Origin of the sequence: Streptomyces carpinensis (genome assembly GCF_002154505.1) — a bacterium.
GTDB classification, from domain to species: Bacteria; Actinomycetota; Actinomycetes; order Streptomycetales; family Streptomycetaceae; genus Streptomyces; species Streptomyces carpinensis.
In genome coordinates this window covers 1-15,263 of the sequence record NZ_MUBM01000253.1, presented here as the reverse complement: position 1 = coordinate 15,263, position 15,263 = coordinate 1, and the positions used below count along the sequence as shown (strand labels likewise).

General features: G+C 68.7%; 15 protein-coding genes and 3 pseudogenes. 10 read left to right on the top strand and 8 right to left on the bottom strand.

What is annotated here, in order from left to right; translation table 11 throughout:
- On the bottom strand, positions 1 to 708 hold a 708-nt coding region (locus BZY54_RS31180), incomplete at its 3' end, for a M56 family metallopeptidase (RefSeq protein WP_086728675.1).
- A gap of 3 nt (positions 709 to 711) precedes the next feature.
- Entirely contained in the window at positions 712 to 1,095 is a 384-nt protein-coding gene (locus BZY54_RS31175; protein ID WP_086728674.1) for a BlaI/MecI/CopY family transcriptional regulator, read from the bottom strand.
- A gap of 546 nt (positions 1,096 to 1,641) precedes the next feature.
- Here BZY54_RS31175 and BZY54_RS31170 point away from each other — a divergent pair.
- Together BZY54_RS31170 and BZY54_RS31165 are read left to right on the top strand one after the other, a co-directional pair.
- A complete protein-coding gene (locus tag BZY54_RS31170) occupies positions 1,642 to 2,217 on the top strand; it encodes a TerD family protein (RefSeq protein WP_086728673.1) in 576 nt (191 codons plus the stop codon).
- A 464-nt stretch (positions 2,218 to 2,681) separates the two neighbouring features.
- Complete coding sequence (locus BZY54_RS31165; RefSeq protein WP_086728672.1) at positions 2,682 to 3,266, top strand: TerD family protein; 585 nt, start codon at positions 2,682 to 2,684, stop codon at positions 3,264 to 3,266.
- Between the two features lie 21 nt (positions 3,267 to 3,287).
- On the opposite strand, the gene BZY54_RS31160 is transcribed toward BZY54_RS31165, so the two are convergent.
- Positions 3,288 to 3,554: a GlsB/YeaQ/YmgE family stress response membrane protein gene (locus tag BZY54_RS31160; protein WP_086728671.1), complete on the bottom strand. Its 267-nt coding sequence runs from the start codon at positions 3,552 to 3,554 to the stop codon at positions 3,288 to 3,290.
- Positions 3,555 to 3,794: 240 nt separating this feature from the next.
- Here BZY54_RS31160 and BZY54_RS54835 point away from each other — a divergent pair, with 240 nt between their 5' ends.
- From BZY54_RS54835 to BZY54_RS31140, 4 genes and pseudogenes are all read left to right on the top strand, one after another.
- On the top strand, positions 3,795 to 4,955 hold the full coding sequence (locus BZY54_RS54835; RefSeq protein ID WP_086728670.1) for a TerD family protein: 1,161 nt from the start codon (positions 3,795 to 3,797) through the stop codon (positions 4,953 to 4,955).
- A gap of 136 nt (positions 4,956 to 5,091) precedes the next feature.
- A complete protein-coding gene (locus BZY54_RS31150; protein WP_086728669.1) occupies positions 5,092 to 5,454 on the top strand; it encodes an ArsR/SmtB family transcription factor in 363 nt (120 codons plus the stop codon).
- 249 nt (positions 5,455 to 5,703) lie between these two features.
- Positions 5,704 to 6,069 (top strand): annotated as a pseudogene (locus BZY54_RS31145) (hypothetical protein); the annotation flags it as partial.
- 423 nt (positions 6,070 to 6,492) lie between these two features.
- Positions 6,493 to 7,332 (top strand): sulfotransferase, encoded by an 840-nt coding sequence (locus BZY54_RS31140; protein WP_244217431.1) that lies wholly within the window; start codon positions 6,493 to 6,495, stop codon positions 7,330 to 7,332.
- Positions 7,333 to 7,457: 125 nt separating this feature from the next.
- Here BZY54_RS31140 and BZY54_RS50440 read toward each other — a convergent pair whose 3' ends face one another.
- Together BZY54_RS50440 and BZY54_RS31135 are read right to left on the bottom strand one after the other, a co-directional pair.
- Positions 7,458 to 7,766: a hypothetical protein gene (locus tag BZY54_RS50440; protein ID WP_143668156.1), complete on the bottom strand. Its 309-nt coding sequence runs from the start codon at positions 7,764 to 7,766 to the stop codon at positions 7,458 to 7,460.
- Positions 7,763 to 7,960, bottom strand: coding sequence for a hypothetical protein (locus BZY54_RS31135; protein ID WP_086728667.1), 198 nt, complete (start codon positions 7,958 to 7,960; stop codon positions 7,763 to 7,765). Before BZY54_RS31135 ends, BZY54_RS50440 begins: the two co-directional genes overlap by 4 nt.
- A gap of 138 nt (positions 7,961 to 8,098) precedes the next feature.
- On the opposite strand from BZY54_RS31135, the gene BZY54_RS55130 reads away from it, so the two are divergent.
- Positions 8,099 to 8,353, top strand: coding sequence for a DUF6233 domain-containing protein (locus BZY54_RS55130; RefSeq protein WP_107419872.1), 255 nt, complete (start codon positions 8,099 to 8,101; stop codon positions 8,351 to 8,353).
- A gap of 433 nt (positions 8,354 to 8,786) precedes the next feature.
- Positions 8,787 to 10,010: a SpoIIE family protein phosphatase gene (locus BZY54_RS31125; protein WP_086728665.1), complete on the top strand. Its 1,224-nt coding sequence runs from the start codon at positions 8,787 to 8,789 to the stop codon at positions 10,008 to 10,010.
- A 632-nt stretch (positions 10,011 to 10,642) separates the two neighbouring features.
- Here BZY54_RS31125 and BZY54_RS51095 read toward each other — a convergent pair.
- Entirely contained in the window at positions 10,643 to 11,176 is a 534-nt protein-coding gene (locus tag BZY54_RS51095; protein WP_158103941.1) for a hypothetical protein, read from the bottom strand.
- 1,042 nt (positions 11,177 to 12,218) lie between these two features.
- On the opposite strand from BZY54_RS51095, the gene BZY54_RS31115 reads away from it, so the two are divergent.
- A complete protein-coding gene (locus BZY54_RS31115) occupies positions 12,219 to 12,626 on the top strand; it encodes a hypothetical protein (protein ID WP_086728664.1) in 408 nt (135 codons plus the stop codon).
- 326 nt (positions 12,627 to 12,952) lie between these two features.
- Here BZY54_RS31115 and BZY54_RS31110 read toward each other — a convergent pair.
- Positions 12,953 to 14,036 (bottom strand): annotated as a pseudogene (locus BZY54_RS31110) (DNA polymerase III subunit beta family protein).
- Between the two features lie 177 nt (positions 14,037 to 14,213).
- Between BZY54_RS31110 and BZY54_RS31105 the strand changes: the two are divergent.
- Positions 14,214 to 15,020 carry a transglutaminase domain-containing protein gene (locus tag BZY54_RS31105; RefSeq protein ID WP_086728663.1) on the top strand — a complete coding sequence of 269 codons (807 nt, stop codon included), beginning with the start codon at positions 14,214 to 14,216 and terminating at the stop codon, positions 15,018 to 15,020.
- Positions 15,021 to 15,079: 59 nt separating this feature from the next.
- Here BZY54_RS31105 and BZY54_RS31100 read toward each other — a convergent pair.
- A pseudogene (locus BZY54_RS31100) lies at positions 15,080 to 15,263 on the bottom strand (hypothetical protein); the annotation flags it as partial.

The window sequence follows — 15,263 nt, the reverse complement described above, 5'->3', positions numbered from 1 at the left end:
GCCGCGAGAGACCAGGGCCGCCCTGCCGATGGCGCGGGCGACGGTCCTGCGGCTGCCGATGGCCTGCGCTGCCTCCTCGTCCGCCCATCGCTCCACCGTGTAGGTCACGGCCGTCCGCAGGGGCAGCAGGAACGGATTGGCGCAGGCGGCCAGCTCGACGAGCAGCAGATGGCGGTGGTGCCGGGCGGCGAGGTGGCTGCGTTCGTGGGCGAAGAGAGCGCGGCGCTCCCGCGATGGGAGGCACTCGAGCATCGCTGTGGACACCACGACCCGATCCCGCGCACCGCCCGGCAGTGCGTATGCATAGGGCCGGGTATCGGGCAGTACCGCGACCTGGGTGCGCGGCAGGCCCTTCAGAGCGCCGTGGGCTCGCCACCGCACCCTGTAGTGATGCAGCAGGGCGCGGCCGCAGGCACCGATGACCGCGAGCAGTGCAGGAATCGCGGCCTTTCCGGCGATCTCGTGTCGCGGCACACTCTCGCGCACCTCGGGATCCGACCAGCCGTCCGGCAGCGGGTTGCCGGGCAGTTGCGCGGTGCCCACCACCATCAGCAGTGCCAGGCATACCGTGCTGCACAGTGCCATGATCGTGGAGGTGCGGGTCAGCAGCACGGTGGCGGTGCGGGGATGGAGACGTCGTTCGGCCAGACGCGCGATCGGCCAGGCGGTTAACGGCAGCACCAGGGGGAGGAAGACGAAGATGCCCATCTCTCAGCCCTCGCCGTCGGCTTGATCCAGCAGTTCACGCAGCACCTGCTCGTCGCCCTCCGGCAACGCGGTGATGAAGCTGGCCAGCACCGCTCTGCGGTCCTCCTCGCCGTCCAGGACCCGGCGCATCTTCAGCGCCGCGAGGCCGGCCTCGTCCGCGGCCGGCATCCACACGAACGACCGCCCCTCCCGCTTGCGCGTGACGGCGTTCTTCGCCAGCAGGCGGGCCAGGACCGTCATCACGGTCGTGTACGCGAGGCCGGCGGCCAGGTGCTCCTGCACCCATCCCGCTGTCACCGGTCCCTCAGCCTCGTGCAGCGCCGCGAGCACCTGAGTCTCCAACGCGCCCTGCGCCCTTCGCCGCCGGCGCGGTTCCGGCTCCGTCACGAGCTGTCTCCCTTCCGCTTCCCTCAAACGCCTCGCCCGCCCCGTCGGGGGCGTCACATCGTACAAAGCCCGCGGTCGCGGCCCGTTCATGCTGGTCACCGCGGCCCAGAAGCGTGCGCAGCGGTCGCTCACCGCTCTTTGGCAGGGAGGCGAGAACCACGTCAGCACGGACTGCCGGTCCGGTCGGCCGTCGAGCGCATGGCGTGTCACGGCATCGCGAGGGAGGGTGCTCCTGGTCCCGCGCCGCTTGGCGACATGGCTCCGGCAGCAGTGCGGATGTGCAACCGGGGCCCGGTGCAGGTTGGCGGGAGGGTGCACAACGCGGCCAGTATCTCGGCCTCCGGTTCGCCCGGTGCACGCCGGTGCTGTTGATCGCGTCCCGCCGCACAACCCTCCTTGTAGAGCCTGCCGACCGCACGGGCGCGGGCGCGGCGAAAATACCGCAAACTCTCCGCGCCGCCCTCTGATCATTTCTACAGTGTTGTAGATTCTACCTTCGAGGTCGTGACGCGAACCTCGGACCGACTGTGTGTGGAGGGATCAAGCATGGGTGTTTCCCTGTCCAAGGGTGGCAACGTGTCTCTGAGCAAGGAAGCGCCGGGCTTGAGCGCGGTGCTGGTGGGGCTGGGCTGGGACGTGCGGACCACCACCGGAGCCGACTTCGACCTCGACGCCTCCGCGCTGCTGCTGAACTCCTCGGGAAAGGTTGCCTCCGACCAGCACTTCGTCTTCTACAACAACCTCACCAGCCCGGAAGGTGCGGTCGAGCACACGGGCGACAACCTCACCGGTGAGGGAGAGGGGGACGACGAGACCATCAAGGTGAACCTCGCCGCCGTACCTGCCGAGGTCGACAGGATCGTGTTTCCGGTGTCGATCCACGATGCCGAGGCACGCGGCCAGAGCTTCGGCCAGGTGCGCAACGCCTTCATCCGCGTGGTGAACCAGGCCGGGGGCGCCGAACTCGCCCGCTACGACCTGTCCGAAGACGCCTCTACAGAGACCGCCATGGTCTTCGGCGAGCTGTACCGCAACGGCGCCGAGTGGAAGTTGCGCGCGGTAGGCCAGGGCTACGCCTCCGGTCTGGCGGGTATCGCCGCCGACTTCGGAGTCAACGTCTGAGACGCGACAGGGACCGGGAGACTGCGTGAGCACCGCGCGGTCTCCTCCCGAAAAATCGAGCGAGTGCTCCACCGCGCGCTGGACACCGTGCACATCCGCTTTGCGCTGCGAGCCGAACCGACCGGCAGAGCGGCGACGCCCCCGCGAGCAGCTGTGCATGTTTGGCCGACGAGATCACGGCTGTAGTCATCGGCGTGTACGGCGACTATCTGGCTGCCCGGCCGAGGCCGGTAGTGAGGCACATGGGCAGCAGCCGACTGCCGGAGGCACGGCGTGCCCGCTGCCCGCTACGCCCACGCCCGCACAACCGCCATCGCCGGGGCACTCTACTCATCGGCAAGCGGCTGCCTCTCGCCGTGCGAACGGTCGGAGCCGTCCGGTGATCACCTGCTCGCGGAGCCGGCGCGTGGCAGGCAGGAGAGGCGCTCCCGAACCACCCGCGAAAGAAAGCGAGACGACGACTCATGTCGGTCAACCTGACCAAAGGCCAGCAGATCAGCCTGAGCAAGTCCGACGGCACCGAACTGAGTGCCGTCCGGATGGGCCTGGGCTGGCGGGCCGCGCAGCGCAAGGGGTTCCTGGCGAAGCTGACCGGTGCCCAGGATATCGACCTGGACGCATCGGCACTGCTGGTCGCGAAGGGGCAGGTGGCCGATGTGGTCTTCTTCCGGCACCTGGTCAGCGACGACGGGTCCGTACGGCACCTCGGGGACAACCTCACCGGCGGCAGCGGCGCCGGAGACGACGACGAGGTCATCCTCGTCGACCTTGCCCGAGTGCCCGCTCATGTCGATCAGATCGTCTTCACGGTCAACTCGTTCACCGGGCAGACCTTCGCCGAGGTGCAAGATGCCTTCTGCCGCCTGGTCGACGAGCGGACCGGACAGGAACTCGCCCGCTACACGCTCAGCGGAGGCGGCACGCACACCGCCCAGATCATGGCCAAGCTTCACCGAGAAGGAAACCGCTGGCAGTTGAAGGCCATCGGCGAGCCTGCCGCCGGTCAGACGTTCCAGGATCTGCTGCCTGCCATTACCGCTCATCTGTGACCGGGATGCTGAGCGCTCCGATCAGTCGCGGGAGTTGCCGAAGAGGATGCGGTAGCCGATGAGCAGCACCAGAGAGCCGGCGATCGCCGCTCCCCAGGTGTAGAGGTCGAAGAAGTGCTTCTCCACCGGACGGTCGAGGAAGCGGGCGGAGAGCCAGCCGCCGATGAAGGCGCCCCCGATGCCGATGAGGGTGGTGCCTATCAGGCCGCCGGGGTCGCGGCCGGGCAGCAGGATCTTCGCGATCGCTCCGGCGAGCAGGCCGAGGATGATCCAGCCGATGATGCCCACGTCGTTTCCTCCAGACGGGTCGGGCCAGGCGAGGTGCGCCGGGCACCGACGCTTCGATTGCTTGATCACGCAAGCCTATGGACGGCCACGGAATATGGCCAGTGCCCGTGGCCAGAGGTGATGAGTCGTTGAGGAGCCGTCACTCATTCATCACATTGCGCAATCCGGGAACTGGAAGAGGTTAAGGTCACGTTGATTGCGTTGAAGACGGAAAGCGGAAAGAAGCTGCGGAGGCGGTCCATGGGTGTGTCCCTGACCAAGGGCGGCAACGTGTCGCTGAGCAAACAGGCCCCGGGCCTGACTGCGGTGACGGTCGGGCTGGGCTGGCAGACGAACACCGGCTATGAACTGGACGCAAGCGCCTTGCTGTGCGGTCAGTCGGGGAAGGTACTGTCCGACGAGCACTTCGTCTTCTTCAACAACCTGACCAGCCCCGACGGCTCGGTCCGCCACGCCGGCGGCGGCAGCCCGGTCGGAGGGGACGACCAGCAGATCCACGTCGACCTCACACGGGTCCCCGACCGCGTCGAGAAGATCGTCTTCCCGGTGTCCCTCTACGAGGGCGCCTCCCGTGGCCAGGGCTTCGGCCAGGTGCTCCGAGCGCACATCCGAGTCCTCGACCAAGAGGGCGGCACGGAGCTGGCCCGCTACGACCTCGCGACGGGCGGTCTGGCGAACGAGACCGCGCTGGTCTTCGGCGAGCTGTACCGGCACGGCGCGGAGTGGAAGTTCCGCGCGGTCGGCCAGGGCTACGCCGCCGGGCTCGCAGGCATCGCCACCGACTACGGCGTGGACGTACCGCGCGAGACGGCACCGAGCTCACCCCCGGCCGACCCGTCCCCGATCAGCCCGCCGCCGGTGAGCACCAGTGGCTACGTGCCGCCCGCGCCCATGGCACCGGCACCGGCACCCACCGTCGTCTCCCCGCCGGCCCCGGCGTTCGCAGGATCACCGCAACCCACAGGGAGTTCTTCAGTGACGTGCTTCTTCGACCCCAGCCACGGCCCCGGCATGACGACGGTGACGTGGACCCCGCAGTGGGGTGTCCCACGGCCGGTCCAGGCATGCGGCAGCTGCGCGCAGCGAGTGCAGACCACCGTACCGCCGTTCTACACGCCACCCCAGCAGGGGTACCCGCAACCCGTCCCACAGGGGTACTCGCAGCCCGTCTCACAGGGCTATCCGCAGCCCGCCCCGCAAGGCTATACGCAGCAGGGCGGCTACGGGCAGCCGTACGGAGACCACCACCACGACCACCACGAGCAGGGCGGCGGTCGTCGCTTCGGTGCCGGCGCGCTCATCGGCGCCGGTGCGGCCGGTCTCGTCGGTGGCGCACTGCTGAACGAGGCGTTCGACGACGACGAACCGGACGTGGTGGTCAACAACTACTACGAGGACTGAGCGGCGATCGCCATTGCCCGGTCCGGCCTCCAGCGAGGATCGGCCGGGCATTTCGTCGGCGCGCGGACGCCGAGCTTCCGGGCACATACACTGTGTGGGCGTATCGGCGGTGAAGTGGGCGGGACGGGAGAGGGCTGTGACGGGGCCAGTCGGTGGCTTTGAGGATCTGTCCGCCGACGTTCTCGCCGATGCGGCCGCCGCCTTCGGGCTGCTCGCCTCCTCGGCCCGGCTGCACATCATGTGGGCGCTGTCGCAGGGTGAGTGCGACGTCACGCGCCTCGCCGAACGGGTGGGCGGTGCGCTGCCCGCGGTCAGTCAGCATCTGGCCAAGCTGAAGCTCGCCGGGCTCGTGCGCTCCCGCCGCGAGGGCCGGCGGCAGGTCTACTACGTCGACGATCCCGACATCGTCACCGTGGTGCGCGTGATGGTCGGACAGCTGACCGCACGCTCGCACCATGCCCTTGCGCCGGTGCGTGAGCTGCGCGGGACCGATGGCTGAGACCACCGCGGCGGCGGGGCAGGACGCCCAGACACCTGGCCCGCCGGCCGAGTACGTACCCCGGAGGGGGTCCTATCGAGGCTTTCAGCACCGACGGTGCTGAACCATGGCACCTGCCGCGATGCATTACCGGCTTCGGAGTGCTCGAGGATGCTGATCGAGGCGGTGCGCAGAGGAGGGGGGAACATGTCGGAGCCCGGGCGCCGAAGCACCGGCGGTGGCCGCCCGTCGTGGTCTTCGCCCTAGTGCTACCCCTCCCGCGCGATCCGTGGGCACCTCCGTCGACGCGGCATCCGTGCCGTTGTCCCACAGCCCGCCGACCAGATCGGCCACCGTCTGCGGCGAGGCCGCGCCGGAGGCCGCCCGCCCAGCTTCGATGCTGAGACATACAAAGAGCGCAATACCCTCGAGCGGTACATCGCTCGGATCAAGCAGTGGCAGGGCCTTGCCATGCGGACGGACAAGCTTGCTGTCGCCTACCAGGCCGCACTGCACCTGGCCGCCATCCTGATCTGGTCCCGCAGGCGACAGGACTCTGACGCGAGCCGGTCTACTGAAGGTCTGCGCTCGGGCGGCGACGCCAGTCCCATCCGGGGTAACGGTCCACCACCGTGAGGAACTCGCTCGCCTGCAGGATCTCGCGGTGGTCGGTGCCTCATCCGTCAGCGCCTGCCGCACCCGCTCCAGCTCGGCTCCGAGATCCTCCATCAGCACCGCAGCGGCTCTCTGCCGTGCTTCCAGGACCGCCCGCATCGACGGCATCCGCCACCCCGACGGCACGTCAGGCAGCAACGGTCCGAGACTCCCGCAACAACCCCGACCCCACGCCCGTCCAGGCGAAACCCACACACGAGGTTCGGAACGGCCTCTTAAGGCTTTGCTCATTCTTGGGCCCTACATTGCGCGGGACGGATCTTCGCGAGGGCCGCCGTGGTACGGGACGCAGGAAGGGCACACATGACGGAGAGCAAACGGTTTCCGCAGGGCCGCATCCCGAGGGGAACGAGGGCACGGCTGACCAGGGGCGCAGCACTACTAGTGCCTCCGTTGAGGCGTCTTGTCCAGCAGCGCGACCGGCTGCGAACGACGTGTCACCGGCTCCGGGAGGAACGGGATCGGGCCTGCCGGGAGCGGGACACCTTCCAGGTCGAGCGCGACGCACTGGTGCTGTCCGTCGCGGGCCCAGGTCGGGAGGACCGGGCGTTGGGTGCCGAGATCGTCGGGGAGAAGGAGCCGGCCCTGGAGTATCTGTTTGTGCTGACCTACGGCCGTTCCGGCTCTACCCTGCTGCAGAACCTGCTCAACTCGATCCCCGGGGTGCTGGTCCGAGGCGAGAACCACGGTGTGCTGTACGAGTTGTACCGGTTCCACAGCAAGGTGCTGCACCACCGGGACCGCCTCGCCAGGCCGCTGCCGCTGCCGCCCTTCCATCCCTGGTGGGGCATCGACGGTTATCCGGAAGAGGAGGCGCTGGCTGGGATGCGGCGGCTGGTGCTGGACACCCTGATCCGCCCCCGGCCCGACTCGCGGATCGTGGGATTCAAGGAGATCACCTGGCCCGAGGAGGACCTTGCCGAGTACGTGGCGTTCCTGCGGCGGCTTTTTCCCGGCGCACGTTTCGTGTTCAACACCCGCAACCTCGCCGACGTGGCGCGCAGCAAGTGGTGGGCGACCATGCCGGACGCTGCGGAGCGGCTGGCGCGGATCGAACAGCGGATGACCGAGGTCGTCGCGGGATTGGGGGATGCCGCCGTTCGGGTGCACTACGACGACTACTGCGCGGATCCCGACGCCCTGCGCCCGATGCACTGCTGGCTCGGCGGCGAGTTCGACCCGGAGCGCGTTCGCACCGTGATGGCGGTGCGGCACTCTTACTGAACGCATTCCTCAACGGTCCGCCCGGACTCCTCGTACAAGCCCTGTCCTGGCTGATTCGACCTGGTGACTGGTCACCGGTCAGCCAGTCTGCACACGGCCGTCGGCGGCTCATGCCTCGCCTCGGTTCATGGACGTGGCGTCGGCGGCCGCAGGCCGAATGCGGTGGTGTTCAGCGAGCGCCGCATGGTCAGCGCGATCGGGCGTTCGACGAACCGGTGGACCAGGTACGACAGGACGATGAAGGCGATCACTGTGATTCCGACCAGCGGCCCGCTGCTCACCCTCGTGGCGAACCCAACGTCCGCCCCGTACTTCATTAAGGGGATGTCGGCGGCTGGTGCGAGCACCGTGGCCACCATCCACGCCCCGCAGAAGGTCACCGTCCCTTGCCGCACCAACCGGAGCAAGCATTGAATATCCCCGAGATCGTTCACGCCAGCCCGCTGCCCGGGCAGGGCCGCACCCCGTACTGTGGGCGCCCGCCCGAGGAGCAGCGCGCCCGCCGGGTCGGGGAGTGCGTGTAGATGCGGGCCCGGTATCCGGTCGCCCGTAGCGGTCCGGCGGGTGCCGGGTCGAGGCGGGCGGAGCCGATGCCGAGGAATGCGAGGGCCTGCAGGTCGAACCGCAAGCTGCCTCCGGTGAGTCGCCCCCTCTTGCGTGCTGGTGGGCAGCCAACGCCCTCAAATAGAACATGTGAACGATCTGCTGCTGGACCTGCCACGCCTCCGCACCCTGGGAGATCTGGCTCGCCCTTTCCCTGGACCGGGTGCGGCAGCTGATCGCCGCGGCCGAGTGGCGCGAAGGCGAGCGGCAGCGGGGCGACCATGCCCGGCCGCCGGTGCCGGACTGGCTCCTCGAACGCACGCACCTCCCAGTGGTCCATGCCGGGGATTGCTGGATCGTGAGGAAGAGCAACCGGTGCGTTCCCGTCAGCCGGGATCAGCCGCTCGACGCCCTACGGCAGCAGGTCCCGGCTTGTTCCCACTGCCGACCGGACACCGAGCTCGGGTACCTCGACTGAACCCCGCCGGCGGGGCGGTACCCTCGATCACCGACGTTCCGCCGTTGAACGGTGGCCCGGACCGCACGCTCTGTGAAGGCTTCGGGCAGTCCTGCCCGGTCACGCAACCGAGGCCAGGACGGGGGCGAGGGGAACCGATGGGGCTGCCTGCTCAACTACTGCCGCAAGGAGCGTGGACAGTCCCCTGACCAGATCACGAGGCATGCCACACCTCCCACCACTCTCGTGTAGCAGGACTCCCACGGCACTGCCAGTCGATACAGATCTGCCCGGAACCTCCACCGGGCCGAGGCCCTCGATGGCGTCCACGACCACGCGGACCAGACTCCAGCCGTGCAGCTCAGGCGCCGGCTGGGGCCAGCGAGCCCCGCCCCTGGATCGCCCATAGAATGAAATTTGAGGTAGCCGCGCTCGCGGACCCTGGAGAGCGCGTATGTCCCTAGACATCGATTTCACAGCCTTCTGTGACGCCGCGCCGAGCCCGTATCTGGTGCTGGATAAGGACCTGGTGATCCGCTACGTCAACCCGGCATGTCTGCAGATCACCGGGCGAACCAGGGAAGAGCTCATCGGGAAGTACTTCTTCGACGCCCTACCAGGAAACCCCGACGCCCCTGAACACGGCGCCGAATACCTAAAGGCATCGTTGCTGAAGGTCCTGGACACCGGGGAGCCAGACACCCTGACGCTGCAGCGGTACGACATACCCGCCCCTGACCAGCCGGGCAAGCTCGAGGAGCGGTGGTGGTCCGCGGTTTACACCCCGATTCCCGGGCCGGACGGCAGTGTGAAGTGGATCGTCCAAAAGGCCGACGACGTCACCCCCTTCGTCCACTCACCCAAGGCGCGTCAGCTCACCGGGCACGACGAAGCTATAGCCGCCGAGCTCTACGTGAAGGCGCGCGAGCTACAGCGGCTGAACCAGGAGCTGCGCCAAGCCCACGCCCGCGAACGCCAGGTCGCCGTCACGTTGCAGGAGGCCATGCTCGACGACCCCGACCTGCTCCGATACGGAAACATCGCCGTGCGGTACCTGCCGGCGACCAGATCACTCAACGTGTGCGGCGACTGGTACGACATCGTCGACCTACCGCCCTGCCTCTACTCGGTAGCGGTCGGAGACGTCGTCGGCCATGGTCTACACGCCGCAGCCGTCATGGGCATGCTCCGCAGCGCCCTGAGCGCGGCCATCCGGGCCCTCCCCAGCCCGGCCCAGGCCCTGGAAATTCTCGGTCTGTACGCCCGCTCCATCCAAGGCGCGACGGCCGCAACTGCGGTAAAGGTGCTCATCGACCCCCGCAGCAGACTGATCATCTACAGCAACGCCGGGCACCCACCGCCCGTCCTGCTCCACCGCGATGGGACTTGCGAGCTGCTGGACCAGGCCACCGATCCGCCGCTCGGCGCCCGCCCGTATCACGTCCCCCGCCCCCAGGCCAGCACGACCTACACCCGAGGTGACACTCTCGTGCTCTACACCGACGGGCTCATCGAGCGCCGCGACGAGGACATCTACACCGGCCTGGCCCACCTGACCAACGCCCTGGCGCAGGACACCACCCTTGCCCCTGACCAGATGGCCGACACGCTGCTGGCCCGCCTCGGCGTCGCCAACGGCTCCAGCGACGACATAGCCTTGGTCGTCATCCGCCTATAACCTTGAGCGACGCAGCTCACGCGGTACGTCAGCAGACCGTGGAGTCGCGGGAGGCAACGGGGAATGTCGGCGAGCCTTCCAGGAAGGCTCAGGTCAGCGTCTCGCCACCTCAGCCCCATACACATACGCGATCTTCCAAACCAGTGCTCCAGGAGCCGAGCGCGGCGGCGCTTTGCGCGCAGTGTGGCCGTACCCGGACCGTGAACGCGCGCCTGCCCGACGGGCAGGCCTGCATCAGCCACCTCAAGCGCAGCTTCGGCTTCCCGCACGCGCCTGCGCCGCCTGGCCGGCGCCCAGACCTGGGCCGGACTGGAGACCTTCGCCTGCAACCTCCAGCGGATGACCGTCCTCAGCCGATGAGGGACATGTCGCCGACAGGCCAGCGGCACAACGCCATCTCACGCACCGGCCCCCTCACCAGCACAAACACCTTTTCAGGGGCAAGTAGCCAGGCTTCTGCCACCACAGCAGAAAGGCACTTTCCAGTCACCTGCCGCTCCGAGAAGGAGCAGGCGGCAGCCACCTACAGGGGAGGCCGTGCAGGCTGATCGGGCGAACGGACTGGCTGCTGCCCTGGCCACTGCACTGGAGCAGGCCCCCAGCGGCGGCGGACGCGGCAACCCCCCGGGGCGCTACGCGCCGCACAGGCTCGCAGGGGAGTTCGGGCCGCAGTAGTTGGCGCCGGCGATGGAGAGGCTGTCGGTGGCGGGATTGAGCGTCATGGTTATCGGGCCAGTGGGGAACCAGTTGTCCTGACTGCCGTTGCTGTCGGTCACCACGCCGGTGGCCGAGGTACCGTTGACAGCTGTCAGCCGCCCCGAGGCGTGATAGCCATCGATGATGGTGTTGCCGGACCACTTGTCGCACGGTGGCGAGGCCTGATCGCAGTAGACGTAGACGCGCCCGCTGGCTTCGAACGAACCGTCCTTATTGATCGTGAGCGAACTGCCGTGGCGATACCAGTCCTTGACGAACGGCGAGAAGCCGGCCGGGCTCGGCTGGGAGTCCGCGGGCCCGGTGGCGGTGTGCGTGGGCGCCTTGGCTGCTGTGACCGATGCGCTGGCTGACGGCCCAGTGTATGTAGTTGCCGCTGCTAGCAGGATTCCCATCATCCCGGCGGCCACCACTCGCGCTGTGCGGCGGCGCTCTCTGCGTATTTGCGTCATGCCTACCTCCTGTCGGTCACGGCTCAGCTGCCTCCAACGTGAGGTTGAACGGTGAATATTCACTCCCTTTACCCTTGTCAGGAGCTCAGGCTCCGCGACGACTTCTGAGAAACCCGCCATTTGCGCGGGATGAAATCCAACGTACTGAGTACGCCAGAATGGGCCACACGTTCGCATCCAAGTGGGTGAAATTCGCCCGTGCGCCAGCAGCTCAGGAATCGTCGTAGATTCGCCATCCTGGCTTGGTGCGCCACCGACGTACCCGCACCCACGTCTGCAGCCACCAACCGGCCCCCGAGCCGGGCGACAGGGTGCAGCCTCGCTGGCCTCGATCTTTCGTGATGGGCCGCTGGCTCCGTCGGTGGCCCATTTCGTTGTCGATGAGCAGTGCCGAGCCGGCCTGCGAGAGCACGGCCCTACCTCGCCGGCCTGGGCCGCGGCCAGGATCGACTCCAGCTGCAGGTGCGCCACCGGGGCAAGGTAATGCCGCTTCGTCGTCTCCACGTCCACATGCCCCAGGAGCGTCTTCACCAGCCACCACGGATCACCGAACGTCGAGACCGCCCTCGCCGCAGCCGACACCGCTGCGCACCTGCGCGACCGCATCGCCGCCGGCGAGAAGGTCTCCGGCCCCGCCGCCCGCACGGCCCTCACCGCGGCCGCCACCACTCCGCGTTTCGAAGGGCGCATCGTCCCCCAGACATTCGGCGAAGAAGGCCGCCGCGTTCCTATACCGGGACGGCGTCGTGCTCTACGACAACTCTGACGCGTTCCTGATCTGCGCATTCAAGCGCGACATCGCCTTGTGCAGAACCCGAGGCGGGCACCACAGCCCCCAGGCAGTACGACTGCCGGCCTGGCTGCGGCAACACCGTCCGCACCGACACCCACGCCCGCCGACTACGCGAACGTGCCGACGAACTCGCCGAGTTGGCCGCCTACGCACCCGGCCCCTCGGCACCCGTCTGCGAGACAACGCCAACCGACTGCGAGCCACGGCCGATACTCACGACGCCACCGCCCACAACGCCGAGGCACCGACATGAACCAGCGACACCAGAACGAGCGCACTCGCATCCGCGGAGCGATGGACCGACTCCTGGCCGGCAACGCCACCACCTCCAACGGCAGCCTCACCGTCGTCTCCCTCGCCGCCGAGGCCGGCGTGCACCGCATGGCCCTCATCAAGCGGCACACGGACCTCAAGAACCAGTTTTACGAACACGTCCGCAACGAGACCCGGCAGATCCCGGAACTCGAGAAGCGGCTCCGTGAGGCCAACGCCAGACTCAGGGAAACCATCGCCAACCAAAAGGCACAGCTCGAAGATCTCCGTCGACCGGTCACCGAACTCACCCTCGCCAGCGCTGTCCTTGTCGACCAGAACACGCCGAACGACGAGCACACACTCGCTGCGGACAACATGGTGTCGTTCCCTCGAGCCCCGTAGTGACGCCGTCATGGCCTCCGGGACCCGGTTGCCTGGCCACCTCTACGCATCCAGGAGTTTGCGCCGGCGGCGATTCCTGCCCGCCTCGGGGGAGCGGCATTTTCCGGTCAACATGGCGAATAGATGGAGGTTCGCCGCCCCTCGAGGCGGTAAGCAGCAGGCCAAGATAGGTGCGCGTGCAGCTTCCCGCTCGGTGTTCCCGTGGGAACACGGAGGCGAGGTAGAGCGGTCCGGGACGGCCCGAGGCGGGCTGAGGCGGACCACGTTTGTGCAGGTCGGGCGGAACCCGCAGGTCAGCGCATGCGTGAAGCACAGACGTCCTGAGGTCACTCCTCCAGCCGGACCGGCATCAGGATCGAGAACGTGTCCTCGTCCTCGGGCCGGCGGATCGCGACCGGGGCCGTCGGCGCGCCGAACTCCAGGATCAGCCGGTCGCGGGCGCCGGAGGCGAGCGCCTCCAGCAGGAACTCGCGGTTGACGGCGACACGGTTCGGGGCGTCGTCGCCGTCCGCGCAGACGGTCACCGTGCCGTCGTCCGCGACGCGGAGCACGCTGAGGTCGCAGCGGGCGCCGTCCTGATCGCGCAGCTCACCGGCGCGGACGGGGCCTGTCTCCACCGCCCCGCGGAAGTCGGGCACATCGACGAGAGCCCGGCGCCCCGTCGGCAGAAGAAGGAGGCGACGGTAGTCGGGGAAGTCGTGGCCGAGGCACTGGCCGGCCGTCTGACAGTCGCCCGTCTCCAGGGTCACGCGGTCGCCGTCCACGGAGAGCCGGACGGTCGCCTCGCCGCTCAGCAGGGCCCGCATCGCGTCGACGAGCGGGGTGGGCACGACGGCCTGGACGCGGCCGCCGCCGTGACCGGTGGTGCCGGTTCGGCCGACAGCCATGCGATAGCGGTCGGTGGCCACGACCTGGAGCCCGTCACCCTCGATGTCGAACAGGACCCCTCCCAGCATCGGCAGCTCGGGATCGGTGCCGACCGCGAAGCGGACGGCGTCCAACGCGGCGGCCAGCTCGGGCGCGGGGACGGACAGGTGGGCCGGGGCGGTGCGGAGCGAAGTCATGGGGGTTCTCCCGATGGTCGAGTAGCGCTCGGAGCGTGGAGAACTCGCTGCGGGCGTCGGACAGTCCCAGCTCGAGACGGCGCAGGTGCGCCTGGAGGAGCCCTCGCACCAACTCCGTGTCCGCGCCGGACCAGCCGGCCAGCACCAGCCGGATGTCCGACAGCGGCATCCCGGCCCGGCGCAGCCGGGCAAGCACGCGCGCCTCGTCGAACTGCTCCGGCTCGTACCAGCGGTAGCCACTCACCGGATCGACCCAGGCCGGCACCAGCACCCCGGCGCGGTCGTAGAACCGAAGCGCGCTCACGCTCAGTCCGCTGTCCTGGGCCATCTCCCCGATACTGCGCATCTCGCTCTCCACACCCGCAACCCTGGGCCCTCGACCAGGTCGAGGGTCAAGCTCACCCAGGACCGAAAGGCGCGGCCGCTCCTGCCCGGTGCGGCTACGGAGCAGAGTTGAACATGTTCAATTTTTCCGTCACGATACCTCTTGCCGTGCGCTGTGCCGGACGAGAGGACTGTGGTCATGACGAGTTCGCTTCTCACACCGCGACGCCGTCCCCGCGCCGGCAGGGCCGGCGGAGGCGCGGCGCCGGGAAGCACAGCCCCGACGCGGATCCTCGACTGGCACCATCCGCAGGTCGCGTCGTTGCTTCGACGGATCGACACGGCAGCGGGTCCGCAGGACGCCTCCGGTCCCGTCCGGCGCATAGCGGCACTGCGCCGGGCCCACAGGTGGATCGCCGCGGCCGTACAGCCGGTGTACTCGGTGCAGGACGAGCGGCCCGTGTCCGAGGTGCTTCGCCGCGGCCGGGGCTCGTGCAGTCAGCGGCTGGCCGTGCTGGAGTCCGTCGCGCGGGCGTCGGGGGTGGCCACCCGGGTGCGCGGCCTGCTGGTGGACGGGGCCTTCTGGTACCCGCGTTTCCCGCATCTGCACCGGATCGTCCCGGACCAGGTGGTGCTGGCATGGCCGGAATTCCGCGTCGACGGCCTCTCGCCGACCGTTCACGCCACCGCACCCTGGTTGGCGGTCTCGGAACTCTTCGGCAGTCTGGACGAGTTGAGCGGCGCTCACGAGGGCGGCTTCACCAACGCCGGTGCGGAGACGCTCTTCGAGGCGTTGTCCAGGACGGCGATCGACTGGGACGGCGTCACGCCCTGCCCGGCCGCCGGCGCCTCCTGCGACCTCTCGGCCTACGTCCTGGCGGACCTGGGCCGCTTCGGCTCGCGCGACGAACTCTTCGCATGGCACGGCCAGACCCTGTGCAGGACGGCGAGGCTGCTGGCCGAACCCGTCCTCGGGCGTCGCCGCTCGGCGGAATCCGGACGGTGATCCCGAGCCGGCGGCGTCGGATCGGCCGGTCCGCTCCCGACGTGATCGGCCGGGACCTGCTAACAGGCGGTGAAGACCCGTGCCAGCCGCCGGTAGGAGTCCAGCAGGGCGTCGCGGTCGTACGTGCTGGTGGTGAGCAGGACCTCCTGGGCGCCCGTCTCCTTTAGCACCGTCTCCAGCTCGTGTGCGACCTGCTCCTCGGTGCCGGCGAGATGGCCCCTCAGTGGGCGTTTAGCCATGGCC

What these genes read in the sequence shown, in the direction of transcription:
- BZY54_RS31105 (WP_086728663.1), top strand. Translation starts at nt 14,214, where the DNA reads ATGACGAGTTCGCTTCTCACACCGCGACGCCGTCCCCGCGCCGGCAGG.
- BZY54_RS31165 (WP_086728672.1), top strand. Translation starts at nt 2,682, where the DNA reads ATGTCGGTCAACCTGACCAAAGGCCAGCAGATCAGCCTGAGCAAGTCC.
- BZY54_RS31115 (WP_086728664.1), top strand. Translation starts at nt 12,219, where the DNA reads ATGAACCAGCGACACCAGAACGAGCGCACTCGCATCCGCGGAGCGATG.
- BZY54_RS31170 (WP_086728673.1), top strand. Translation starts at nt 1,642, where the DNA reads ATGGGTGTTTCCCTGTCCAAGGGTGGCAACGTGTCTCTGAGCAAGGAA.
- BZY54_RS51095 (WP_158103941.1), bottom strand. Translation starts at nt 11,176, where the DNA reads ATGACGCAAATACGCAGAGAGCGCCGCCGCACAGCGCGAGTGGTGGCC.
- BZY54_RS54835 (WP_086728670.1), top strand. Translation starts at nt 3,795, where the DNA reads ATGGGTGTGTCCCTGACCAAGGGCGGCAACGTGTCGCTGAGCAAACAG.
- BZY54_RS31125 (WP_086728665.1), top strand. Translation starts at nt 8,787, where the DNA reads ATGTCCCTAGACATCGATTTCACAGCCTTCTGTGACGCCGCGCCGAGC.